General features: G+C 60.8%; 22 protein-coding genes. 16 read left to right on the top strand and 6 right to left on the bottom strand.

The genetic code is table 11. The features are described 5' to 3' along the window. Nucleotides 1-749: 749 nt before the first annotated feature. On the top strand, nucleotides 750-971 hold the full coding sequence (locus tag EJ074_RS20630) for a hypothetical protein (RefSeq protein ID WP_095804596.1): 222 nt from the start codon (nucleotides 750-752) through the stop codon (nucleotides 969-971). 122 nt (nucleotides 972-1093) lie between these two features. Here EJ074_RS20630 and EJ074_RS20625 read toward each other — a convergent pair whose 3' ends face one another. The 3 genes from EJ074_RS20625 to EJ074_RS20615 form a co-directional block, all read right to left on the bottom strand. Next, on the bottom strand, nucleotides 1094-1462 hold the full coding sequence (locus EJ074_RS20625; RefSeq protein ID WP_095804597.1) for a hypothetical protein: 369 nt from the start codon (nucleotides 1460-1462) through the stop codon (nucleotides 1094-1096). Nucleotides 1463-1720: 258 nt separating this feature from the next. Next, nucleotides 1721-2662: a glutathione S-transferase family protein gene (locus EJ074_RS20620; RefSeq protein WP_095804598.1), complete on the bottom strand. Its 942-nt coding sequence runs from the start codon at nucleotides 2660-2662 to the stop codon at nucleotides 1721-1723. A 23-nt stretch (nucleotides 2663-2685) separates the two neighbouring features. Further along, nucleotides 2686-3267 carry a VOC family protein gene (locus tag EJ074_RS20615; RefSeq protein WP_095804599.1) on the bottom strand — a complete coding sequence of 194 codons (582 nt, stop codon included), beginning with the start codon at nucleotides 3265-3267 and terminating at the stop codon, nucleotides 2686-2688. A 431-nt stretch (nucleotides 3268-3698) separates the two neighbouring features. On the opposite strand from EJ074_RS20615, the gene EJ074_RS20610 reads away from it, so the two are divergent. From EJ074_RS20610 to EJ074_RS20575, 7 genes are all read left to right on the top strand, one after another. Then, nucleotides 3699-5033 (top strand): site-specific integrase, encoded by a 1335-nt coding sequence (locus tag EJ074_RS20610; RefSeq protein ID WP_129553708.1) that lies wholly within the window; start codon nucleotides 3699-3701, stop codon nucleotides 5031-5033. A gap of 145 nt (nucleotides 5034-5178) precedes the next feature. Beyond that, nucleotides 5179-5721 (top strand): hypothetical protein, encoded by a 543-nt coding sequence (locus EJ074_RS20605; protein WP_129553707.1) that lies wholly within the window; start codon nucleotides 5179-5181, stop codon nucleotides 5719-5721. A gap of 111 nt (nucleotides 5722-5832) precedes the next feature. Next, on the top strand, nucleotides 5833-6045 hold the full coding sequence (locus EJ074_RS20600) for a helix-turn-helix domain-containing protein (protein ID WP_129553706.1): 213 nt from the start codon (nucleotides 5833-5835) through the stop codon (nucleotides 6043-6045). Between the two features lie 207 nt (nucleotides 6046-6252). Continuing rightward, nucleotides 6253-6558 carry a hypothetical protein gene (locus EJ074_RS20590; RefSeq protein WP_129553704.1) on the top strand — a complete coding sequence of 102 codons (306 nt, stop codon included), beginning with the start codon at nucleotides 6253-6255 and terminating at the stop codon, nucleotides 6556-6558. A gap of 101 nt (nucleotides 6559-6659) precedes the next feature. Next, nucleotides 6660-7508, top strand: coding sequence for a toprim domain-containing protein (locus EJ074_RS20585; protein ID WP_245454884.1), 849 nt, complete (start codon nucleotides 6660-6662; stop codon nucleotides 7506-7508). Then, the gene (locus tag EJ074_RS20580) at nucleotides 7505-9085 is read left to right on the top strand and encodes a YfjI family protein (RefSeq protein ID WP_129553702.1); all 1581 of its coding nucleotides are present in this window, start codon (nucleotides 7505-7507) and stop codon (nucleotides 9083-9085) included. Before EJ074_RS20585 ends, EJ074_RS20580 begins: the two co-directional genes overlap by 4 nt. 2 nt (nucleotides 9086-9087) lie before the next feature. Then, entirely contained in the window at nucleotides 9088-9417 is a 330-nt protein-coding gene (locus tag EJ074_RS20575) for a hypothetical protein (RefSeq protein WP_129553701.1), read from the top strand. Between the two features lie 233 nt (nucleotides 9418-9650). Here EJ074_RS20575 and EJ074_RS20570 read toward each other — a convergent pair whose 3' ends face one another. Beyond that, nucleotides 9651-10607: an IS481 family transposase gene (locus EJ074_RS20570; protein WP_126063820.1), complete on the bottom strand. Its 957-nt coding sequence runs from the start codon at nucleotides 10605-10607 to the stop codon at nucleotides 9651-9653. Nucleotides 10608-10716: 109 nt separating this feature from the next. Here EJ074_RS20570 and EJ074_RS20565 point away from each other — a divergent pair, with 109 nt between their 5' ends. The 8 genes from EJ074_RS20565 to EJ074_RS20525 all read left to right on the top strand — a co-directional run bounded on the left by EJ074_RS20565 (nucleotide 10717) and on the right by EJ074_RS20525 (nucleotide 17965). Next, on the top strand, nucleotides 10717-10914 hold the full coding sequence (locus EJ074_RS20565; RefSeq protein ID WP_129553700.1) for a hypothetical protein: 198 nt from the start codon (nucleotides 10717-10719) through the stop codon (nucleotides 10912-10914). Next, nucleotides 10914-11591, top strand: a complete 678-nt coding sequence (locus tag EJ074_RS20560) for a hypothetical protein (protein WP_129553699.1) — start codon at nucleotides 10914-10916, stop codon at nucleotides 11589-11591. The genes EJ074_RS20565 and EJ074_RS20560 overlap by 1 nt, the downstream gene beginning before the upstream one ends. A gap of 480 nt (nucleotides 11592-12071) precedes the next feature. After that, on the top strand, nucleotides 12072-12302 hold the full coding sequence (locus EJ074_RS20555; protein WP_129553698.1) for a helix-turn-helix domain-containing protein: 231 nt from the start codon (nucleotides 12072-12074) through the stop codon (nucleotides 12300-12302). Nucleotides 12303-12554: 252 nt separating this feature from the next. Then, nucleotides 12555-13958 carry a hypothetical protein gene (locus tag EJ074_RS20550; protein ID WP_129553697.1) on the top strand — a complete coding sequence of 468 codons (1404 nt, stop codon included), beginning with the start codon at nucleotides 12555-12557 and terminating at the stop codon, nucleotides 13956-13958. Further along, on the top strand, nucleotides 13958-16105 hold the full coding sequence (locus EJ074_RS20545) for a hypothetical protein (RefSeq protein WP_129553696.1): 2148 nt from the start codon (nucleotides 13958-13960) through the stop codon (nucleotides 16103-16105). Before EJ074_RS20550 ends, EJ074_RS20545 begins: the two co-directional genes overlap by 1 nt. 215 nt (nucleotides 16106-16320) lie before the next feature. Continuing rightward, nucleotides 16321-16644: a hypothetical protein gene (locus EJ074_RS20540; RefSeq protein ID WP_129553695.1), complete on the top strand. Its 324-nt coding sequence runs from the start codon at nucleotides 16321-16323 to the stop codon at nucleotides 16642-16644. 140 nt (nucleotides 16645-16784) lie between these two features. Beyond that, nucleotides 16785-17309, top strand: coding sequence for a hypothetical protein (locus EJ074_RS20535; protein WP_129553694.1), 525 nt, complete (start codon nucleotides 16785-16787; stop codon nucleotides 17307-17309). 374 nt (nucleotides 17310-17683) lie between these two features. After that, nucleotides 17684-17965, top strand: a complete 282-nt coding sequence (locus EJ074_RS20525) for an NAD(P)/FAD-dependent oxidoreductase (protein ID WP_129553693.1) — start codon at nucleotides 17684-17686, stop codon at nucleotides 17963-17965. Nucleotides 17966-18273: 308 nt separating this feature from the next. Here EJ074_RS20525 and EJ074_RS20520 read toward each other — a convergent pair whose 3' ends face one another. Beyond that, nucleotides 18274-19146 carry a hypothetical protein gene (locus EJ074_RS20520; protein WP_129553692.1) on the bottom strand — a complete coding sequence of 291 codons (873 nt, stop codon included), beginning with the start codon at nucleotides 19144-19146 and terminating at the stop codon, nucleotides 18274-18276. Next, a complete protein-coding gene (locus EJ074_RS20515) occupies nucleotides 19101-19430 on the bottom strand; it encodes a hypothetical protein (protein ID WP_245454740.1) in 330 nt (109 codons plus the stop codon). Before EJ074_RS20515 ends, EJ074_RS20520 begins: the two co-directional genes overlap by 46 nt. Between the last annotated feature and the right edge of the window lie 797 nt (nucleotides 19431-20227).

The raw sequence follows: 20227 nt of genomic DNA, 5'->3' as shown, positions 1-20227 counted from the left end.
CAGGTCTGACCGGCTGCGATAATCGGTCCGTTGGCGCGGCAGCCGTCGCCGGGTTATAAGATGCGGGGGGTATGCTTATGCTTGGTCGATTGCTGGCTTTTGTCTTGTGCCCGGCGCTGCTTGCGGCAAGCGGTTGCGCCCGCAGCGACGACGGCACGGTGATTATCCCCAAACCGCTCGACGTCAGGCGCGTCTGGGACAAGGCCCCGCCGGGAGCGGCTCCTCCAAGTCAGACGGCCGCGGATGTGTTTCCTCAGCCGCCGCCGTCTCCGCCGACGACTGCGGCTCCCCGCAGATACTTCAAGCCGTCAGCGGGAACGCCTTCCCTGAACCAGCAAGATGCAGCTTCCGGGCCGCAGAGGTCGCTCGCCTGCAGGAACGTCAGCGAACCCGGCAAACGCTATCGCGTCGTGTGCAAATAGCTCTCGTCGTGTCTTCGTCATCCTGAGCCGGAGCAAGCAAGCGATGCGAAGCGGCTTCGGCGCAATGCGATGTTCCCGAACGGTGAGACTGTGGCCGCCCGTTCCTGCGCCCGGCTACGGCAAAATCGCGGATAGACCGTTTGTATAGCTGGCGCGCCATGCCGCCTGCGATAGAATGAACCATTGCTTTTTCATGTCTGATCGAGGCGCGCCGAAGGGCGCTGCCGTTTCGGTTCGCAGCCGCCCGGGCGCGCCTGCGGTCACGGACGGCTGATGAAACCATTGGCAGGCGTTTGACGTTATCGGCGGAACGCAAGGAGACCGAAGATGTCCATTCACTTCACCGTCTCTGGCCTGACCAGGAACCTGATCCATTCCCTTGGGCTGGATCACGAGCGCACGCCGAGACATCTGACGCCTGAGCAGAACCTTTTGCTGGAATGCTATCTGGCCGGGCAGATTCCGGATTCGGCCTGGAACGACTATGTCTACGAAATGCCGGAGCTGGGAAAGCACGTCGTTGCGCGGCGTTCTGGCAAAAGCGCGTAGCGGTTCTCCATCCGGCATCACGCAAAAAGCAAAGACTTGGAGCGGACCGGTTCGCCTGCGAAAAGGCTGGCCCGCTCTTGTCGATGCCGGGTGTGCCCAGGCCGGAACGGCGCCTTGCGTGACTACTGCTTCGGCGAATTGAACTGCAGAGTGAAGATGTTGCCGGCAATCCCCTTGGCGAGTGCCGGCGAGAAACTGAGCGGCAGGCAATTGCGCAACGCTGTCGTCGCCGCATCGACATAGGCTTGCCGCGCCTTGTCGTCGCCGCTGACCTTGATGGCGGTCGGTTTCGGCGGACCGATCAGCGTGCCGTCGCGCTTGAAGCTGAAGCTCAAGGTGACGGAGGCTGTGCCGGAATTGGCTGGCGGAGTCCAGCAGGCCTGTAGCGCGGTGCCCACCTCGTTCATCGTGTTGAGCGGTGCGGCATTCACCGGAATAGCAGGCGCCAGCATCACGCCCGCGATCGCCAGGATTCTTGCCATGCTTGTCATGACGGGGCCTCGTCGCTTTCGCCGCTCGCCTGAAGGTATGGTAGGTCCAACCAGAAGGATGACAATAGGCTTCAGCCGGGCGGCGGCAACAAATCCCGTCGTCGCGATTGCCGTAGCGCTCGCCGGAAAAGCAAAAGGTCGGCAACGAGCCGACCTTTCCCTTGGCCTCGGCGCTGCGCCAGTACATCCGTGGTCGCAGCGAGGACCACAACACTAGACAGGGTTTTGGTTAACCAATCCTTAACCCGTCCAAGCGCGCTACGCCCCGGCCTGAGCCTTCACATGGGCGATGTAGGCGCGCACGTCGCCGGCCGGCTCCGCATAAGCCTTGCCGAGTTTCTTCTCTATCGCGGCCATATAGTCTTTCGCCCATCCTGGCAGCTCGTAGTCGACCACGGCCAGGAATTCGAGCGTCGCCGCCAGCCGGATGTCGGCGATCGAGGGATTGCTGCCGCCGATGAACGGCTTGCCGTCGCGGAAGAAGCTGTGGAACACCTCCAGCGGTTCGGCGATCGCGGCCAGCGCCGCCTTCTGCGCCTCCGATTTCTTCTCCGGATGTGCGTCGCTGTGGCCGACCTCGCCGGCATATTGCGGGAAGCCCAGCGCGGGATAGGTGGCTCTAGCCACATAGGGATAGAGCGTGCCGACGAGATAGAACATGGCGCTGTCGACCATCGCGCGCTTGGCCGGCGCCTTCGGATAGAATTTATCGAGCCCATGCTTGTTGGCGAGGTACTGCATGATGGCGCAGCTTTCCCACAGCACGCCGCGCGGCAGGCCCTTGTCCTCGATCATCGGCGTCAGGTGCGCCGGGTTGCGCGCCAGGAATTCCGGTGAGCGCGTCTGGCCCCAGGCGTCCGTCTCGGAATGGTCGAGCCCGGCCGCGCGCGTGAACACCCGCACCGTCATGTTGTTGACGCTCGGCCGCAGCATGCTGAGCTTGACCGTCGGTTTCCTTGCCGGCTTCGCTTTAGGCGCGGCCTTGGCCGTCGTCTTAGGCGCGGCCTTGGCCGTCGTCTTAGGCGCGGCCTTGGCCGTCATCTTGGGTGCGGCTTTCGCCGTCGCTTTGGGTGCGGCTTTTGCCGCTGCCTTTGCGGCCGGCTTGGCTGACGCCTTGGCGGCGGCCGCTGTCTTTGCTGTGCTCTTCGCCGCCGGCTTGGCGACGGCCTTCTTGGTTGCCTTCGTTGCAGCCTTTGCCATCTTTCGTCCTCCCTCTGACCTGTTCAGTATGGGTTTTTCGCCGCCCGCTCCTCGGACAAAGTCGCGCGCGACCGCTCGACCAGCGCCTGGATGGCGTCGGCAAGGTGCACTTCGGCTATTGCGTAGTCGCCGCGCCCGACGCGGATCTTGTGCGCCTCCATCAAGACGTCGGCATGGGTGAAGCTGGCCGGCGGCTCGAAGCGGTAAGAGGCCAGCTCGATCAAGAGCCCGAGCGGATCCTCGAAGTAGATCGAATCCATGAAGCCGCGGTCCTTGACGCCGCTATGCTTGATGCCGCGCTCGTCGAGCCGCGCGACCGCCTGCAGGAACGTGACCCGCGACACCGAAAACGCGATGTGATGGACGCAGCCGATGTCGGTCGGCGTGCGCCGCTTGACCGGCGTGCGGCTCTCATCGGTGAAGATCGTGATCAGCCGCCCGTCGCCCGGATCGAAATAGAGGTGGCTTTCGCTCGCCTTGTCGAGATTGGGCTGCTCGAAGATGAACGGCATGCCGAGCACACCTTCCCAGAAGTCGATGGAAGTCTGGCGCCCGGCACCGACCAGCGTGATGTGATGGACGCCCTGCGACTGCAGCTTCTGCATTGGCTCTCCTCCCGGGATCGCTCGCCCGTGTGCCGAACGGAGTCCAGCCCGCACGAGCGCGCCTCGTCAGCCGTCTTGCGAATGCATAGCCGCCCGCCGGCTTGTTCCCTTGCGCCCGGTGTCGTGCAAAGCTGTATTGCGCCCCAGGCTTGCTGATCTGATGCTAATTCAATCGGCGGCATTGCGCCAGAAGCGGCAATGGCGGCTTGCTCGACATTTGAAGGAGAGGAACTTGGTACGCCCAAGGGGAATCGAACCCCTGTTCCCGCCGTGAGAGGGCGAAGGCATCTAGACCGCATTCTTCGCCATTGCCCGCCTTTGTTTTTTGTCTGTTCCCGGTTAATTCACGTTTGGCAGGATAGCTTTCGCCATTGTTCGTGGTCGCTCGCGGCTGTATAATTGACGAATATTACACGAATCTGGCTTAGGTCATGTCCAAGACTCTCCGCGAAGCGCCCCTAACTACTCCCAACGCTCGTAAGGGCTTGGCCGAGGGTGTCCACTGGCGCGGCGTGAGCGCAGAGGTGCATCTTGGATACCGGAAAGGAAAACGGGCTGGCCGGTGGCTGGTGCGCTGGCGGCTCCCCGATGGCCGCTACAAGCAGGATGGCCTAGGGGCCGCCGACGATGGCATCGCGGCCGATGGTGTCGAAACTTTGAACTTCGAGCAAGCCAAGTCCAAAGCTGCCAGGCACGTAGAGCAGGAGCGCCAGAAGCAGCAGGACGCCGGCAAGGCTCCGATACCTACGGTGCGCGAAGTTGTGGAGGCGTATGCGGCCGGCAGGAAGGCCCGCGCCATGAAGCAGGCAGGCGCCAGACCGGAAGACGCCAAGGGCCGCCTGGGCCAGCATGTACTTTCCCACTCCATTGCGGCAAAACGGCTTGATGTTCTGACCGACGAGGATCTAGCCGACTGGCGGGAGGGCTTGGGGGCCGAACTCGCCATCGCGACGGTGCGGCGTATCGTGAATGATTTCCGGGCAGCGCTGAATGGATTGCCGGCGAGGACATTGAAGCGCTTGCCAGCGACATATCCTATGACCATCAGGCTTGGCCTCAAGGTCGGGGATGCAGAGCCCGCCGCAGCTCGGGACGGCGCCGCCCTACCCGATGCAGATATCCGGCGCATTATCGAAGCCGCGAAAGTCGTTGACGAACAGGACGGGTGGAGCGGCGATCTGTTCCTTATGGTGCTGGCGCTCGCCGCCACTGGCGCCCGATTCTCCCAGGTCAGTCGAATGCTGGTAGGTGACGTACAGGCGGCACAGTCGCGATTGATGGTCCCGACCTCTCGCAAGGGACGGGGCCAAAAACGAGCCACGCACACGGCAACTCGCGTCGGCACCGATGTGATTGAAGCCTTGAGGCCTATTATCGCCGGCAGACGTCCTGCTGATTCTCTCTTGGAGCGTTGGCGGCATCGGCAGGAGAAGGCGAAGCCGGGCAGCAAGCCGGAGTGGGTGCGCGACAGTCGCGGCCCTTGGAAGTCTCCGACCGAGTTGACCCGCCCTTGGGCTGCCATAGTCAAGCACTCAGGCTTGCCCGCCGACACGGTTCCATATGCCTTGCGACACTCGTCCATTGTTCGTTGTCTGCGCGCAGCTCTTCCTGTGCGCTTGGTGGCGCAGCTTCATGACACGTCCGACAAGATGATCGAGCGGCATTATGCCTCAGCAATCGTCAACGCCCTGGACGATCTGGCCGCCGCCGCAGTGGTGCCGCTGGTCGATCGTGAGCGCGGCAAGGTGGCGAAGTTGCGCGGATGAAATATTCTCAATTGGCCTGAAACCGGAACACTCAAAAGGTTCAAAAGGTCTGATCGAACCCGCAGGGATAGGCCGGCCAGCCGACAAGCCAAGGTGCACCTCTTGGCTTCCCTGCGGCCACTCACGGTGCATCGCGAGGTGCGCGGTGGAAGAAGAATGGATTCCGTTTTTGGAGGCAACCGAGCGCACATGCCGGCGACTCTTTCTGACTGATTTCAGCGCAAAGCCGCTTCTGCGAGCCGCGTGCGGTACGAAACGAATCCGCAGTCGCGGGGAGTACGAAGAAGCCGGGCGAATCGTAATCAGCGGCACCACCGACCTGTCCCAAGATCCAACTGTCATGAAGGTAGGCGGCTATTACTATGTCAGGGAAACTTACCCGGCTGAGATAGGTTTGGCGAGCCTTCATGCCTGGATCGTTTCAATGGAGAAAGACGCCCTTCCTCCAGTGCTTGTACCCCTCAGAGTCGAGAACAGGACGGCAGACGGTGCCGAGAATCAAAGCGCCAGTTACAGCGCCATTGATTTCGCGGTTGCCGAACTGGGAGACAAGCTAAAGGGCCTGTCCGTCGAGAGGTCAGACGAGCTGATCCAGACTTTCCTGCGGAATAACGGCAGACTCGTGCCAAGCGTCAGAACGCTTGCCCGTTACCGAGCGGACAAGAGGGCCAAAATCAGCCAAAGATAGCCATGAGATGCAATAATCCGCCATCGTCGCCTGGCAAAAATTGTCCTGTATTGTCAATTACTTGAGGCCACGAAATCGCTGATCCTTTCCACCGGTTCACGGCACTTGCTGGTGAACAATGGCGAAAGGAGTAAGATCGAAATGGCTGCAATATCACTTACAATCAAAACCGCCTGCGAAGCTTCAGGGCTCGGGCCGACGAAGCTTTACGCGCTCATCAAGGAGCGGAAGATTGAGGCGAGGAAAGAGGGGCGCCGCACCTTGATCCTGGCTGATAGTCTCCGCCGCCACATCGAAGGCCTGCCATCGATGGCGGAGGGATGAGCGGATGCACCTCCATAACGAAACGCCGCTCCTGAGCAGGAACGGCGGATCGGTATTCGAAAAGGTCTGGACCCCTGCTGAATACCGCATTCCGCTCGCTGCTTCAAATGAAATAGCATCTCGCCACCTCGCGGCGAGACACCGCCTGCCCCTCCATATCGCCCGGCTCATCTGCGAGCTGGCGCGCATCGGTGGGAGGGCGGCGGCATGATCAGCGACAGCAAGTACCGCATCCGCGCCCGGGTTCTGCCTGACGGCGAGCCAATGACGATCTATGGGCGCGAGGCATGGTGCCTCGAAAGGCTCATGGCGGCCGGCAGCCGAGGCTGTACGCCCATCGAGCAACCCGCGCCCCGCTGGTCTGCATACGTTCATGATCTGCGGCACAAGTTCGGCTTGGTCATCGAGACCATCCACGAGCCGCACGCCGGCCCCTTCGCGGGCTCGCACGCTCGCTATGTCCTCCGCTCTGAGGTGGAAATTGTCCCTGAACCGGTGGAGGGCTTGGTATGAACATGCAGTTCGCAGCCCATGCACTCTTCGGAGATGTAAGCGGGCGAGATTCGGTGCTCTGCCCAGGTCCCGGCCATTCCCCTAGAGACCGCTCATTGTCGGTGACGTTCGACGAGGGTGCGCCGGACGGGTTTCTGGTCCACTCGCATGCCAATGATGACTTTGCCGACTGCCGTGACCATGTGCGGCAACTGCTGGGCATCGAACGGCGACCGCAAGGCGAGCGGCGAGCCGTCTTTGTCCCTCGCCAGACCGAGCCTGCACCCGAAGCCGCAAAGCGCCGAGAGTTTGCATTCTCGATCTGGCAGGAGACCAAGGCTATCGGCGGAACGCCGGTAGAGCGCTACCTGACAAGCCGGCAAATCATAATCCCGGCCGTTGTGTTCAGGGGCCGCGCCATTCGCTTCCATCCTGCCTGCCCGTTCCGACTGGACAGCGGCGAAACCATCCGCCTGCCGGCAATGGTCGCGGCTATGGTCGGCATTGTCTCGAATAACTTTCAGGGCATCCACAGAACGGCACTTGCCCCGAATGGCAACGGCAAGGCCCAAGTTCGCGGCCTCGATGACGCAAAGAAGATGCTCGGCTCCAACAAGGGTGCCGTGGTGAAGCTTTCGCACGACGAGGATGTCACCGAAGGCCTCGCCATTGCGGAGGGTATCGAGACCTCGCTGGCGGTGATGGGCAATTTCGGCATAGGGCCGGTCTGGTCGACGATGGTTGCCGGGACGATGGCGCAGTTCCCCATCTTGCCGAGCATCGAGTGCCTTTCGATCTTTGCGGACAACGACAAGGCCAAGCTTCAGGGCGGCAAGCTCAGGCAGGCTGGCAATGAAGCAGCCATGCAATGCGCTCTCCGATGGTCGGTCGCTGGCCGCGAGGCCGTTATCTGGACCCCGCCCGACATCGGCACCGATTTCAACGACACGGCGGCGAGGGCTGCGGCATGATCAATTTTCAATCCCCCGAAGATGCGTTGAAGACGGCGGGCGCTGTCCGCCAATCAGTCGCGCCAAGTCTTGTCTCGATCGAGGGCGGCAAGGCGGGTGAACCTAACGGTTCATCCTGGGGCTCGCCCAAGCCAATCAAGGCGGCCCTACCGCCTGTGAAGCGCTTCCACGCCGATCTGCTGCCTGATCGCCTTCGCCGGTATGTCTACGACGTTGCCGAACGCCAGCAATCACCGGTCGACTTCTCGGCCGTCTCGGCCTTGGTCGCGGTCTCTGCCGTGGTCGGCAACCGCGTGCGCATTGCTCCGAAGACCAATGATGACTGGCTGGTGGTGCCGAACCTCTGGGGCGGCATCATTGGGCGTCCCAGCGCCATGAAGTCGCCAGCCATGCAATCGGCGCTTGCGCCGGTCTACGGCTTGCAGGATGCCATGCGCAAAGACTGGGAAGGCGAGACCCGCACGGCCCGCATTGATCAGACGTTGGCCACGCTCAGCGCCAAGGACGCCAAGAAACAGGCCGAGAAGGCACTGAAGGGTGGCGACAGGCAAAGGGCTCGCGGCATCATGCAGGAGGCCATGGCTGACGATGACGAGGCGGATAAGCCCTGCCCTCGCCTTGTCGTCAACGACGCGACGGTTGAGAAGCTTGGCGAGTTGCTGAACGAAAACCCTCGCGGCCTTCTACTCGTGCGGGATGAGCTGCCCGGTTTCCTGGCCCGGATGGAAAGCGAGGAGTTTCAGAGCGAGCGCGCTTTTTACCTTGAAGCGTTCAACGGCGATGGCCGGTTCACGTACGACCGCATCGGCCGGGGCACGGTTCAGATTGAAAGCTGCACCCTGTCAATCATCGGCGGCATCCAGCCGTCTCGCATCGCTCCCATAGTGCGCGGCGCTCTTACGGGCGCAACCAATGACGGTCTCATCCAGCGGCTTCAGCTTTCGGTCTGGCCGGATGATATCGGCAAATGGGAATGGGTGGACCGGCATCCGAATGGAGCAGCGCGCGAAGCGTACAACGCTGTCTTTTCGGATCTTCACGCAATGGAGCTTGGCAGCCCTGAAAACCCGCAGACCATGCGCTTTGCACCCGGCGCACAGGAGGCGTTCCGCGATTGGATGTCGAGCCTCCAAAATGAGGCCAGAGGCAAGGGCATTTCGTCGGTGCTGGAAAGCCATCTGCTCAAGATGCCGAAGACAATTGCGAGCCTGGCGCTGCTGTTCGAATTGATCGACGGCGGCCGATTTGAGGTAGGGGACGTTTCTACGCTTCGCGCTCTTGATTGGTATGACTACCTCCGCTCGCATGCCAACCGGCTCTATGCTGCCGGCGAGACCATGGCAGAGGACGGGGCGAAGCTCATCCTGGACCGGCGCCACCAACTCCCCGAGGCGTTCACGGCGCGGGCCGTTCATCAAAAGAAATGGGCCGGTCTTGCCGACCATGCAGCGGTGGCGGCCGCTCTCGAAACGCTCGTGGATACCCATCACTGCGAGGAATTCCATCTGGCCGATACTGGCGGTCGCCCGACCATCGCGTACCGCTGGAATCCTCGCCTCCCGAAAGAGGGGAATTAGACATGCTGGAAACCGCGAAAATATCTGAAAACGGCCAAGTGCCGAACCTTCAAAAGGTTCAAAAGCCCTGGCCGAAGCCGATCAGCGTCAGCATTGCGGCCATGAGAGCGGGCGTAGTGCCTGAAACTATCGTGCGGTGGTGCAAACGCGAGGGGATCGGGAAACAGCTTCGTCCGAAGGCTCCCTGGCGCGTCGATCCGGTGGGGCTTGCTATCGTCGTGGCCGGCGACAAAGAAGCGCTGGAAGCCTACCAGGCCGGTGACTTGAACCACCCGAGTATCGAGCGATACGCCGACGCGGCTCGGGCACTGGAGCGTCAGCGAATTGGCTAACCGAAGATGTCGGTAAATGTCTGATGTTATTTTACATTTTGGTGCCCGTCGCGTTGTGACTGGAACGCGTGAAAACTAAAATTTCCCCATGTCCATCAAGGGGAAACCCATGCGCTCTACCACCGGAATGCCTGATCGCATCCGCGTTCGCGTATACGCCGACGAGAAAGCCGCGATGCTTGAGGCTGCGGCCAAGCGCGGCCTCAACCTCTCTGACTTCATCAGGCAGATCGCTAGCTGTGGAGCCTCAACAGGTTGTCCTCGGTTAGAGCGAGGCGACTGATAGGTGTTTTGGACTTTAGGCTCCCGTGGGGACGGTGCCAATTGTATCTGTGCAGCCAGACCGGCAACTCTGCGGCGCGGTGATCTGAAGTCGGATAAGCGATGGCATAAGCCCATTCGCGCAGTGCTGTCTGGATGAAGCGCTCGGCCTTGCCATTGGTCTTGGGTGTATAGGGTCTTGTCCTGACGTGCTTGAGGCCGAGATCGCGGCAGGCCTTGGCGAAGGCCTTTGATCTGTAGCAGGAGCCGTTGTCGGTCATGACGCGGGCTATCGTGACGCCGAGGCTGGCGTAGTAGGCCACCGCCGCCTTGAGGAAGGCGATGGCGCTTTCTTTTTTCTCGTCGGGCAGGATCTGCGAGAAGGCGATGCGGGAGGCGTCGTCGATGCAGACATGGACGAACTCCCAACTGCTGCCGCGCGAGCTGGCATTGCCGGTGCGCTTGCCGGTAATGCGATGACCGATGCGCTCGAAACGACCGAGCTTCTTGATATCGATATGGATCATCTCGCCAGGATGCTCGCGCTCGTAGCGTCGGATCGGCTCGGCCGGTTCGATATCCCGCAACCGCGACAGTCCGGCACGCTTGAGAACCCGGCTAACGGTGGCGGGCGAGACGCCGACCTCATGGGCGATGTGCTTGCCGGTCCAACGTTGCCGCCGCAGCGCCATGATGCGCTCGGCGATCAACGCAGCGGTGGCCTGCGGCATATGGGCGGGCCGCGAGGAACGGTCGATCATGCCGGCCCGCCCTTCGGACTTGTAGCGCTCGACCCAGCGCGCCACGATCTTGGCCGACACGCCGTAGACACGCGCCGCATGGGCTTTGGAGAAAGCGCCTTCTATCACCGACAGCGCCATCTCCTCTCGACGCAGCGGTGTGAGACGGGCATTCTTATGGATGTTCATTCGGATCCTCCGATGGATGCTGAAGCGTGGTAACTCCAGTCTCCTCGGTCCGGTCCGAATGGACAACCTCCCGAAAGCTCACAGCTAGCGAAGCGATGAGGGCCTGTGCATGACGGCGCAGGATCTCATGAACGCGAAAACCCTTATGGGCTTCTGGGCCGAGCACAAGCGCGAGTGCCGGCCGATAGGTGACATCGTGACCGAGGCCCGCGCCGGCGCCCTGCCGGGGGTCAAGCCATTGGAAAGCGGCTTTGGCTTCCGGGTGACGGATGAAGCCGTCGCGCTCAATGCGATGAGGAGAGCCTGATGTTGCCGGGTATTTGTGGCATCATGGCCGGACTTGGCCAGGGTCTTTTGGTAGAGCAGACCTATTCCGCTGGCGCTGCTGCGACTTCGTTCTCCGGCGCCAGCTTCGGCCCGGACACCACAGGCAGAGGAAACATATTTCTTGTCTGGCATGGTGACCGCTCCGTAAGCCCCGGTTTAACACCTTCATTGACCATTAACGGGTCGGCGACTGGCGTGGCGCGTTATCAGCCACATTCAACTGGTGACGATACGTCGGGCAATGATGCTTGCGGTACGGCTATTTTCACAGCGGCACCAGGCGGGACTTCTGGCGACATCGCTGTAAATTGGGGTGGAGGTATTGTTACGCTCGTTATTCTACGAACCGTTGGCTATTCGATTACGCCGTATACGACTTGGGGCAATTCGACAGGTAGCGCGAACACGAATATCAATGTTTCGACTAACAACAGCGCCATGATCGGCATCGCTGCTGCTGGCCAAAATTCCAACAATCTGGTTTGGACGGGCATTACGGAGCGCGGCCAGACGGCACTGATGGGTGCGAACAACGTTGAATCGTGGGCCTTTGATTATAAAGTCGCCACTAATGCCAGCCGAAACGTTCAGGTCTCCCCGTGGAGTTCGGCGCAGGGTAGCAATAGCTGGTCAGGAATCGTACTGGCTCCGACTTAATCGGGGTGGCTCGCCGGCCATCCGTTGCAATGGCCGATCTCGTGCCGAAGAACAGATTCCGGCGTGGCTCGCTTATATGGCTCGTCAATGGTGATTACGAGACAGGAATGGTTCGAGGCTAGGATAGAACACCCGCGTTGCTCCGGGTGGGACATGGCTGGCACTCTGTAGATCGAAAACAGAACGCGGCAGGCTTCCACGACACTTTCTTGTGGGATGCGCCTGACTAGCAACTCTCCCTTGTACGGGTGGTCAAATCGTGCGGGTGGGTTCCATTCGGCATCATCCTTCCCGGCGCACGCCGGCCCCAGGAGGAGCAGCGAAACAGCCCCTACCAGCGATACCTGAGTACGTGCTTTGTTGCCGAACCCCATTGCGGGGCTCCTCCCGAAATAGTCGTGGCGCATAAATATACGTGACGACTAATCGTTACAAGGGAGAGTAGACGCTACGTCGAATCCTTTGTTACCGACCAAAGGCATGGAGAATTACCCATGGCAGCAGCGGGCAAAGGCCGCTGGCCTGACGCAGAGGGCCTTAGCGAAGCTGCTCGGCCGTCCAGAGATGACCATTTCCCGGCAACTCCGAGGCCACTGGCAAAGCGGCATTCCCAAGCACGTCATTGCAGTGATTGTCGCGTGGGAATTGATGTCCGAAGAGCAGCGCCTAGAGTGGCAGCAGCAGATGGACAGCCTGCCCGCGCAGGATTGAATCTCACGGCGCCCGCTTTTTAGCGGACAATAGCGGCTTTTGGGACGGCCCGAAGATCAGTTGCCCTTCTGGCACTTGATCTCAGCCAGCGCATTTCGACCAATACGGGCGCATGAGAAGCGGCACCAAAAGGCCGGTGTCTTGTAGGCAAATGTCTGATATTGTTTTGTTTTATGGTGCCCGTCGCGTTGTAGGCTGAAGCGACGGGAAATAGAATGATGCTGGCGAATTTTGATTGGGCTTGCATCACCTATGGACCTTCAGGAAATCCTCGCAGCCATCTTGAACCCCGGCGGAATATCGCAGCAGAACCAGCTTGCCGCCGCCGGCCTTCCAATGGCGGCCGCGCGAGTTGGCGACCACGCTGACCCCGCAGCACTTCAGCAGTCGATAGCGCGCTTCTCCGGACCGCAGGCGGCACCGCAGCAACCGGCACCCATGTTGCATGCTCAGACTTCGGCCGCCCTTCCGGCATCGGCTCCGCGCTTCGCGGCCCGTCCTCAGGCACGATCTGCCTTGATCTCCTCCGAGCCGGTAGCGACTGGCTCACCGTGGCAATCACCGGGGCCTGCCTCTGGATCTGGTATTGGCGACTTGCTGGGCGACCTTATCGCCCCTCAGCGCCGGCAAAAGAACATCACTACGCAGTGGCTCCAGGCCCAGGGGCTCGACCAGGGCACCGCAATGGTTCTTGCTTCCGACAAGCCGGCGCTGCGGAGCTACCTGCTCCAGCGCTCCAAGGGTGGCGGTCTGACGGAGTTCGACCAGCGTGCCGCGGCGGCGCAACAGTTTGGCCTCGACCTCACTTCAAAGGATGGCCGCAATTTCATCCTGACCGGCAAACTTCCCGACGAAAAGCAGCGCGAGATTCGAAACGATGCCAACGGCGTCCCCCGCTATGTGGACAATGGCGCGGCAGTCTATCCGAGCGACCAGAGCGCAAGCGCAGGAACGCAGTTCTTCTCGGGCCGCAGCGTTGAGGCGCAGGGCCTCAACTATCTAATCGAGAGGGGCGTTCTGACCAAGGATCAGGCCGCCAACGTTGCAGCCGGCAAGACGGTCACCGGTCCGAACGGCGAAATCATCTTTATGACCCCTCAGGGCATCTTCCAGCAGCCGGCTGGCGGCGGCGCTGCACAGCCAGTCGGTGGGCCGCAGCCCGCACAGCATGGCGGCAATATCCCGATCACTGGCCCGAAGTATAGCGAGGATATGCGCAAGGCCGGCGGCTTCGCCATGCGTGCGGACGAGGCGGACAGGACCGTCTCTCAGCCCAATATCACCGCTGCCGGTGCATCAATGGGGCAGCATGCGCGGGCAGCGGCGCCGTTCGGCCTTGGCAACTATCTGGTCAGCGACGACTATCAGAAATTCGATCAGGCGCAGCGCGATTTCATCAACGCTGTTCTCCGGCGTGAATCGGGCGCCGCCATCAGCGAATCCGAATTTCAAAATGCGCGTCAGCAGTATTTCCCGCAGCCTGGCGATGGTCCTGACGTAATCCAGCAGAAGGCGAGGAACCGCCAGCTTGCCATCCAGAGCTTGCGGGAATCAGCAGACCCAGTCCCGAGCCTGAACGGCGCGCCGCAGACGCCTTCATCCGGCAGTGGCTGGACTGACATGGGCAACGGCGTGAAGATTCGGAGGAAGCAATAGTGCCCATCTTCGAAATCCAAGGCCCTGACGGCACCACCTACGAAGTCGATGCGCCGGATGAGAGCGCTGCTTTCAATGCGTTCAAGAGCGCAGGTAGCCAGCCAGCAGCTCAGGCAAACCCGGGCGGCCTGGACCCTCGCGTGCAGGATTACATTGCTCGCGCGAAAGCCCGCGTTGAAAGTGGTGCCCCTCTAGGGCCGGCGAACTCGATGGCGCCGGGCCAACCAATCCACTCGGAGTTTGATCCGGCTCGCGTGCAGCCTCGGTATCCGACACTGGATAAGGCGGGCGCGTTCTCGATGAGCGCGCTCGAAGGTCTCCCGATTGTCGGGCCGTCGTTCAAGAATGTGACGCTGGATATTGCGGGTGGGCTTGGTCACGCAATCTCAGGGCAGCCCTTCGACAAAGTTCGAAGCGAGATGGCAGCAGACACTGCCCGCGCTCAGGAGCAAAACCCCGACACGTCATTTCTTGGGACAGCGACCGGCACCATCGGCCCCATGCTCGGGCTCGGGGCAACCCAGGCGGGCGCAAAAGCGCTGGGCCTTACCGGGGATTCCCTCCTGGGCCGTATGGCGGTGGGCGGCCTCACCAATGCGGCAATCGGTGGAGCTGACACTGCCGCGCGCGGCGGTTCCGCTGCCGACATCGGCAAGTCCGCTGCGATAAACGGCGGGCTCGCTCTGGCCATTCCGGGCTTCGGCAGCCTGCTTAATGGCGTCGGGCAGATTGCCGAGCGCATGAACATCCCGTCCCTGCTCAATCCCGAAAGCGCTGCGATAAAGCGTGTTGGCCGGGCCATGGTTGCCGACCGTAACAATCTCGGAGCGCCCCTCATGGGGCCTCAGGACGAGCTTTCGGCCATGCTCAATGGCCAGCCGATCCTAAACGTCGATCGCGGTGGCGAGAGCGCTCGCGCTCTGATGCGTTCAGCCGCCAACAATGATCCAGAAGCTCGCGCCATCATCGACAGGACAGTATCAGACCGCTTTGCGGGCCAAGGGCCGCGAGCGGTTGGATTTGTCGACCGGCTCATGGGCGGCAGTGCGGACGATCTGGCCTTGCAGAACACCCTCAAGACCGCAGCCAGGAAGGCAAACAATCCGGCCTATCGGAAAGCCTATCAGGACGGCGCCGCCGGCATCATCACCCCAGAGCTTGAGCGACTGGCCGGAAGCCCTGCCGTTGCCGACGCCATGAGGGCCGCTGCCAAGAGCGGACAGAATAGGTCTATCGCCGAGGGCTTCGGTGCCTTCAATCCAAAGGTGACGTTCACGCCGGATGGTCGCGTGACATTTCGCAATAACGGCGGCGTGGCCGCTTACCCGGATCTCCAGCTTTGGGACTACACCAAGCGCGAACTGGACGACATGGCGAGCGCGGCACGTCGAGCCGGAAGGAATGGCGAGGCTGGCACGCTGGAAAACCTCGCGTCAACGCTCCGAGGTGAACTCGACAAGGCTGTTCCATCCTATGCCCAGGCACGGCAGGGCGCCGCTACTTTCTTCGGCGCAGAGGACGCGCTGGACGCCGGCCGAAAGTTCGTCTCGCAGAACCGGACCCTTCCCGAGACCCAGCAGGCGCTTTCTAGGATGACGCCGGCCGAGCGCGATGCATTCGCCACCGGCTTCGCTTCTGAGCTGAAGAACGCAATCAACTCCATGCCGGACCGCGCCAACGTGATCGATCGCATCTATGGCTCGCCGGAATCGCGTCAGAAGATCGAACTTGCGTTAGGTCCGAACAAAGCCCGCCAGTTCGAGGCCTTCACTCGCGTCGAGAACATCATGGACAAGCTTCGCGGCTCGATGGGCAATTCCACCACCGCTCGCCAGTTGAAAGAGCTTGGCATGGCTACAGCAGCCGGGACTGGCGCCGGCTATGTCACAGGCGATTGGAAAACCGGCCTCACCACCGGCTTGCTGGTGCGCGGTGCGCGGGCCTACGGCGCCAAGGTCGACGAGAGCATGGCAAAGGGCATCGCAGGTCTGCTGCTGTCCAACGACCCTCAGCGGATCAAGATGGCGATTGCTGTTGCGAGCCGCAGTCCCAGGGCTCTTGAGACGGTTTCGGCTATGCAGAGATTCCTGGCATCGACGGCTCAGGGAGCGACCTTGGCCGGCTCAAGAGCACCAGCCCAACCATGAGCAGAAGTACGGGTCCAGAACATGGTTCCGAGTGAGATAGAGCCCAAGCCCGGTCAGAAGCGCATAGGCGAGATAATCGCCCCACCGTCCCCCGCTGTGAGGCGGGCGCTTCTCTTTCGGATCATGATCGATCTGGACCATCGGCCAAGATGTAATCCTGCCGGTGAGTCCTGTCCACAGCGGTACCGAAACACAGCTAACGGGAGCATAGGCGCATGAGCATCCCATCACTGTCTGACTACATGGCTGAGGTGCAAAGCCGCTTGGTGGCCAATGCCTCGCTCGCAGTGGACCCCGATATCGTCGCCAATCTGTCAGAGGTCTTCACGAGCGACACGGCCACTGATGCCGATCTGTTCAACTTCATGGCCTTTGGCTTTGGCTGCCACGCTGCGGCCGAGGAATACCGCTTGCAGGGCCAGGCCGATCTAGCTGGCCTGTATCACGCCATGGGCCAGGATCTGCTCACCAAGGCAATGCTGACGTTTGGACTTCAGCTCGCGGCCGGTCTCGATCTGGTAGGAATAGTGAGGCACTGATGGCAGTCGTTCCCATGCGCAAGAAGGCACAAGCGGCTGAGAGTACCGCAGTTGCAAAACCGTATGAGCCGACGCCTCAGGAAGTGGCTGGGCGAGCTGCCTATGTCAAACGGCGAGAGACCCGGACGCCTGGACCCGGAATGAAAATTGCGAACATCCGAAGAGATGACGGCGGCCTCAACGTTTCCATCGAGGTAGACCATCCCGAGCCAAGCTTGGGCCATGAACTGATATCGGCTGCGATCGGCAGCGAATGCGGAGACTTCACGCGCGGGACTCTAGAAGCTCTGACCATGGCCGCGCAGAAGGGCGAGGGCGTGGACGAGCGACTGATGAACTATGCTCTGTCAATGGTGTACGGGATGCATCCAAAGGACCAGCTGGAGGCTACGCTTGGCGTCCAGATGGCAGCGGTCCAGATTGCAACTATGAAGGCGGCGGCTTGCCTGGGGGCATCAAAGTCGACGCAAGCCATGGAAGCGCACGAGCGGATCTTCAACCGGCTTGCCCGAACCTTCGCGGCTCAGATGGAAGCCCTGAAGCGCTACCGGTCGAAAGGCGAGCAGCGGGTGTACGTCGAGCGCGTGAACGTCGAGAAAGGCGGCCAAGCCATCGTCGGCAACGTAGGGCGCCGGGGCGGGGAGCAAGGTGAAAATGGCCGATAACCCCATGGACCAACTCAGGGCTCGGATTGCGAAGGCCCATGCTGCCCCAAGGTGCTCAGCGACGAGCAAGAGGACTGGCGTAGGCTGCAAGGCGCCAGCCGAGCGCGGAAAGCGTGTCTGCCGCTTCCATGGAGCCCGTGGCGGCGCGCCCAAGGGCGAGGCTCACGGGATGTATCGGCATGGGCGGTTCACATGTGAAGCCATGGGCGCAAAGCGTTCGCTCCGCCTCCTGCTAGCGCTCTCAAAGGCAACGATTCTCGATTTGTAAGGTTCAACATATGGGCCCGGACTCGTTTACCGATTCGAGTCAATAGGGATGCTATGGCTTTTTGCAGCAAATCACTCTACGATTTGCCAATCTATTGGGGCGCATAATGGATCTAACCGACCTTTCGCGTTTGCAGCACGTCTCGGTAGTCTTCGAAAAGCGGCCGGACGGTGGTTTGCGTGTGTCGAGTCCAGATGTGCCAGGGTTCAGGCTTTCCCATTCCAATCCGGCGTTGGTGACTGCTGACATAATTCCCGCGCTGGAAACCATCATCAGCGAGATGATTGGCAGACCTGTTCGGGTGGCGATGGCCAGCTCGCGATTGCCTCTTCCCGATTCTTCCTCCGAACAGACCAAAGCTGATTATGTGGCCAAGATAGCCGCTTGATGATAGCCGTTCGGCTGCTACAGCGAAACGAGTGGGAAAGGCGGTTACGTTCGTATGGGTGTTTCCCGGCCGAAGGCTTGACCACGCTCAACACGGCAGAATGGTGGCGCTGGCCTTGGGGCGGTCCGCCTTTCACGGTCCCATGCGAGTTCGACGGGTCCATGGACGACTTGTCTTACCAAGGTCTCATGCGAGACATGGCTGAACTCGCTCCTCCAACGTGGGAATTTAGCGACCCTTATAATGCCGGCAAACCCAAGGTATAGGTTTCCAGGGGGTCAAAAAGCTGCCCCCGCTTTGACGGCCGGCTAAGTCTCTTCATTCCCCGCTGCGCAAGGGCTGAAGGTGGCCGTGTTCATCGGACCAGTATTCATCGAATAACGAAAGCGCGTGCGGTGTTGTTTGCCAAAGACGTCGTCGTATTCGATTACACCAAAAACCCAGAACGAGAGCTTGTTGTCGAGAACCTGCTGGATCTCGCTCTGGCCGAGGCGAAGGTCAGTTTTATCTCCCGCATAAAAGGTCATTCCGGCCCCGACTGAACCCCGGCCTTCCGGAATTGCTACGACGGTCGCGTGACTGTCCTCAACAAAGGGTGGTTGTCCGCATTCCCATCGTAAATTGAAGCGCAAGTTCCGTGCAGGAGTCTGCCCGAAATTCTTAAATGTCACCTTGAATGCAATATGCGGCCGGACGTTCTGGTTGGTAACGGTTGTTTCGAAGTCAAAGACGGAAACGTAAGCACGCAATTGAGTTTGCGTGGTCTTGATGCTGGTGATTGCCGTCCAAAAACTGACAACGAGGGCAATAATTGCAACAAAGGTGCTTGCCCCGCCAAAGATGATTTGGACAAAGGCTGGCAACTCTTGCCGCTCGGCCGTTGCCGCGCTCCTTTCGGCCGCATTGGCCGCGCGCGTCTGAGCATCCAAGTCAGCGGCATCATGGGTATCGGATAGCTTCTCCCGATCAGCCGCGTGAACAGCCTGCTCTGGCGTTTCGAAGATCGTCACGGGCACCCCTCGGTGCGTGGTCCCTTGCGACTCCTGCGAGAATGCTTGTACGGCCAGGAGCATCAAAAAAGCGGCAAAGATGATCCGCATACTTGCCCTCAACCAGTCTGGTTTGAAGTTGTGCGTCACGTGCAGGTGGTCAGTGAACCCTGCTTGATTAGCTTCGGCCATTCTGGACCGAGCGTCGTCCTCGCATCGACGGCGTTGGCGCCAGCCGGATCGTTGGCCTTGAACATCTTTATCGCGAACGCCTGGGAATGGTGCCCGGAATAGATCGTCGGACCGGGCTGATAGGTCGTCGTCGCGTTCAGCATCCCTCCGTTGACGGTGCCCATCGTCGTGTACGTTCCAGGCATCTGCCTCGCAGTCACTGTGTTCTGTGCCGCAGCATCGTAGATGACGTATTTATCGAACCCTGCCTTGATCGTCTCGATGGCGGCTTCTCTGACTGCCACCCTCTCAGCGCCAACCCCACCGCAAACAGGCGCGGCTCGGGCGGTCACAATAGCGGTATTGCCCGAGGTCTGAACAACGCTGGTCCCGGCGCAGCCGGAGACGAGGAGCGCAGTACAAAATACAATTATGGTTTTCACGAATCCCCCCAAAACTTCGATCCGACATGCTCAATACGGTGGCCTGGGGAAAAAATGAAGATGGGAAAGTGCAATACTAACCAGTTATCTGCGGTTTAGCAGCTCCTGGGCTGTTCGGCATTGTCGTGTACAGCAATCGCGCAAACCGTTCGCGCCTTCACGCCAGGCGTCCGCGCCAATCGGCAGAAGGACAGGGCGACCGACGACACGGCGGGGGGGGCGCGGGAAGTCGTCGGTCACCCGAGGTAAGGGGCCATCGAATCAGGAAAAGCTTGGCCCTACAACGGATTATGGCATGTACCCTGAAGTCTGGAAATAACATTTGTAGCCAGCTTGGGGTCTGAGTTGGCGGCCGACGTATACTGGGGTTGGGGACACTTGAAAACGTCGGCCGCCGGCAGTTGGGCGGGGCGCGTCATACGACGCAGGGGTAGACTAGGCGCGATTGGAACGCCTTCAATCACGATGCCCGCTCATGGTGAACAATGGGTTACTTTCCACACTCGATGTATACGTACGTTGAGGTTTTCCCCCGCTCGACAGCAAATGAATGCGCTCGTTAGAGGAGAAAACTCGCCGGGCGAGGAAACCCCAACCTCAAGCCCGGCGAACCTGATCCCCCGCGATCAGGACCGGTGTGTGTGAAGTACCGGCCACCT

The sequence above is a fragment of the Mesorhizobium sp. M3A.F.Ca.ET.080.04.2.1 genome (assembly GCF_003952525.1).
Taxonomy (GTDB): Bacteria; Pseudomonadota; Alphaproteobacteria; order Rhizobiales; family Rhizobiaceae; genus Mesorhizobium.
The sequence above is the reverse complement of the archived record's forward strand: the minus strand, read 5'-3'. Positions and strand labels throughout refer to the sequence as shown.

Excerpts from the sequence above, each read along its gene's own strand:
- EJ074_RS20630 (WP_095804596.1), top strand. The coding sequence starts at position 750 with ATGTCCATTCACTTCACCGTCTCTGGCCTGACCAGGAACCTGATCCAT.
- EJ074_RS20625 (WP_095804597.1), bottom strand. The coding sequence starts at position 1,462 with ATGACAAGCATGGCAAGAATCCTGGCGATCGCGGGCGTGATGCTGGCG.
- EJ074_RS20620 (WP_095804598.1), bottom strand. The coding sequence starts at position 2,662 with ATGGCAAAGGCTGCAACGAAGGCAACCAAGAAGGCCGTCGCCAAGCCG.
- EJ074_RS20615 (WP_095804599.1), bottom strand. The coding sequence starts at position 3,267 with ATGCAGAAGCTGCAGTCGCAGGGCGTCCATCACATCACGCTGGTCGGT.
- EJ074_RS20610 (WP_129553708.1), top strand. The coding sequence starts at position 3,699 with ATGTCCAAGACTCTCCGCGAAGCGCCCCTAACTACTCCCAACGCTCGT.
- EJ074_RS20590 (WP_129553704.1), top strand. The coding sequence starts at position 6,253 with ATGATCAGCGACAGCAAGTACCGCATCCGCGCCCGGGTTCTGCCTGAC.
- EJ074_RS20580 (WP_129553702.1), top strand. The coding sequence starts at position 7,505 with ATGATCAATTTTCAATCCCCCGAAGATGCGTTGAAGACGGCGGGCGCT.
- EJ074_RS20575 (WP_129553701.1), top strand. The coding sequence starts at position 9,088 with ATGCTGGAAACCGCGAAAATATCTGAAAACGGCCAAGTGCCGAACCTT.
- EJ074_RS20570 (WP_126063820.1), bottom strand. The coding sequence starts at position 10,607 with ATGAACATCCATAAGAATGCCCGTCTCACACCGCTGCGTCGAGAGGAG.
- EJ074_RS20565 (WP_129553700.1), top strand. The coding sequence starts at position 10,717 with ATGACGGCGCAGGATCTCATGAACGCGAAAACCCTTATGGGCTTCTGG.
- EJ074_RS20560 (WP_129553699.1), top strand. The coding sequence starts at position 10,914 with ATGTTGCCGGGTATTTGTGGCATCATGGCCGGACTTGGCCAGGGTCTT.
- EJ074_RS20555 (WP_129553698.1), top strand. The coding sequence starts at position 12,072 with ATGGAGAATTACCCATGGCAGCAGCGGGCAAAGGCCGCTGGCCTGACG.
- EJ074_RS20550 (WP_129553697.1), top strand. The coding sequence starts at position 12,555 with ATGGACCTTCAGGAAATCCTCGCAGCCATCTTGAACCCCGGCGGAATA.
- EJ074_RS20540 (WP_129553695.1), top strand. The coding sequence starts at position 16,321 with ATGAGCATCCCATCACTGTCTGACTACATGGCTGAGGTGCAAAGCCGC.
- EJ074_RS20535 (WP_129553694.1), top strand. The coding sequence starts at position 16,785 with ATGAAAATTGCGAACATCCGAAGAGATGACGGCGGCCTCAACGTTTCC.
- EJ074_RS20525 (WP_129553693.1), top strand. The coding sequence starts at position 17,684 with ATGGATCTAACCGACCTTTCGCGTTTGCAGCACGTCTCGGTAGTCTTC.
- EJ074_RS20520 (WP_129553692.1), bottom strand. The coding sequence starts at position 19,146 with ATGGCCGAAGCTAATCAAGCAGGGTTCACTGACCACCTGCACGTGACG.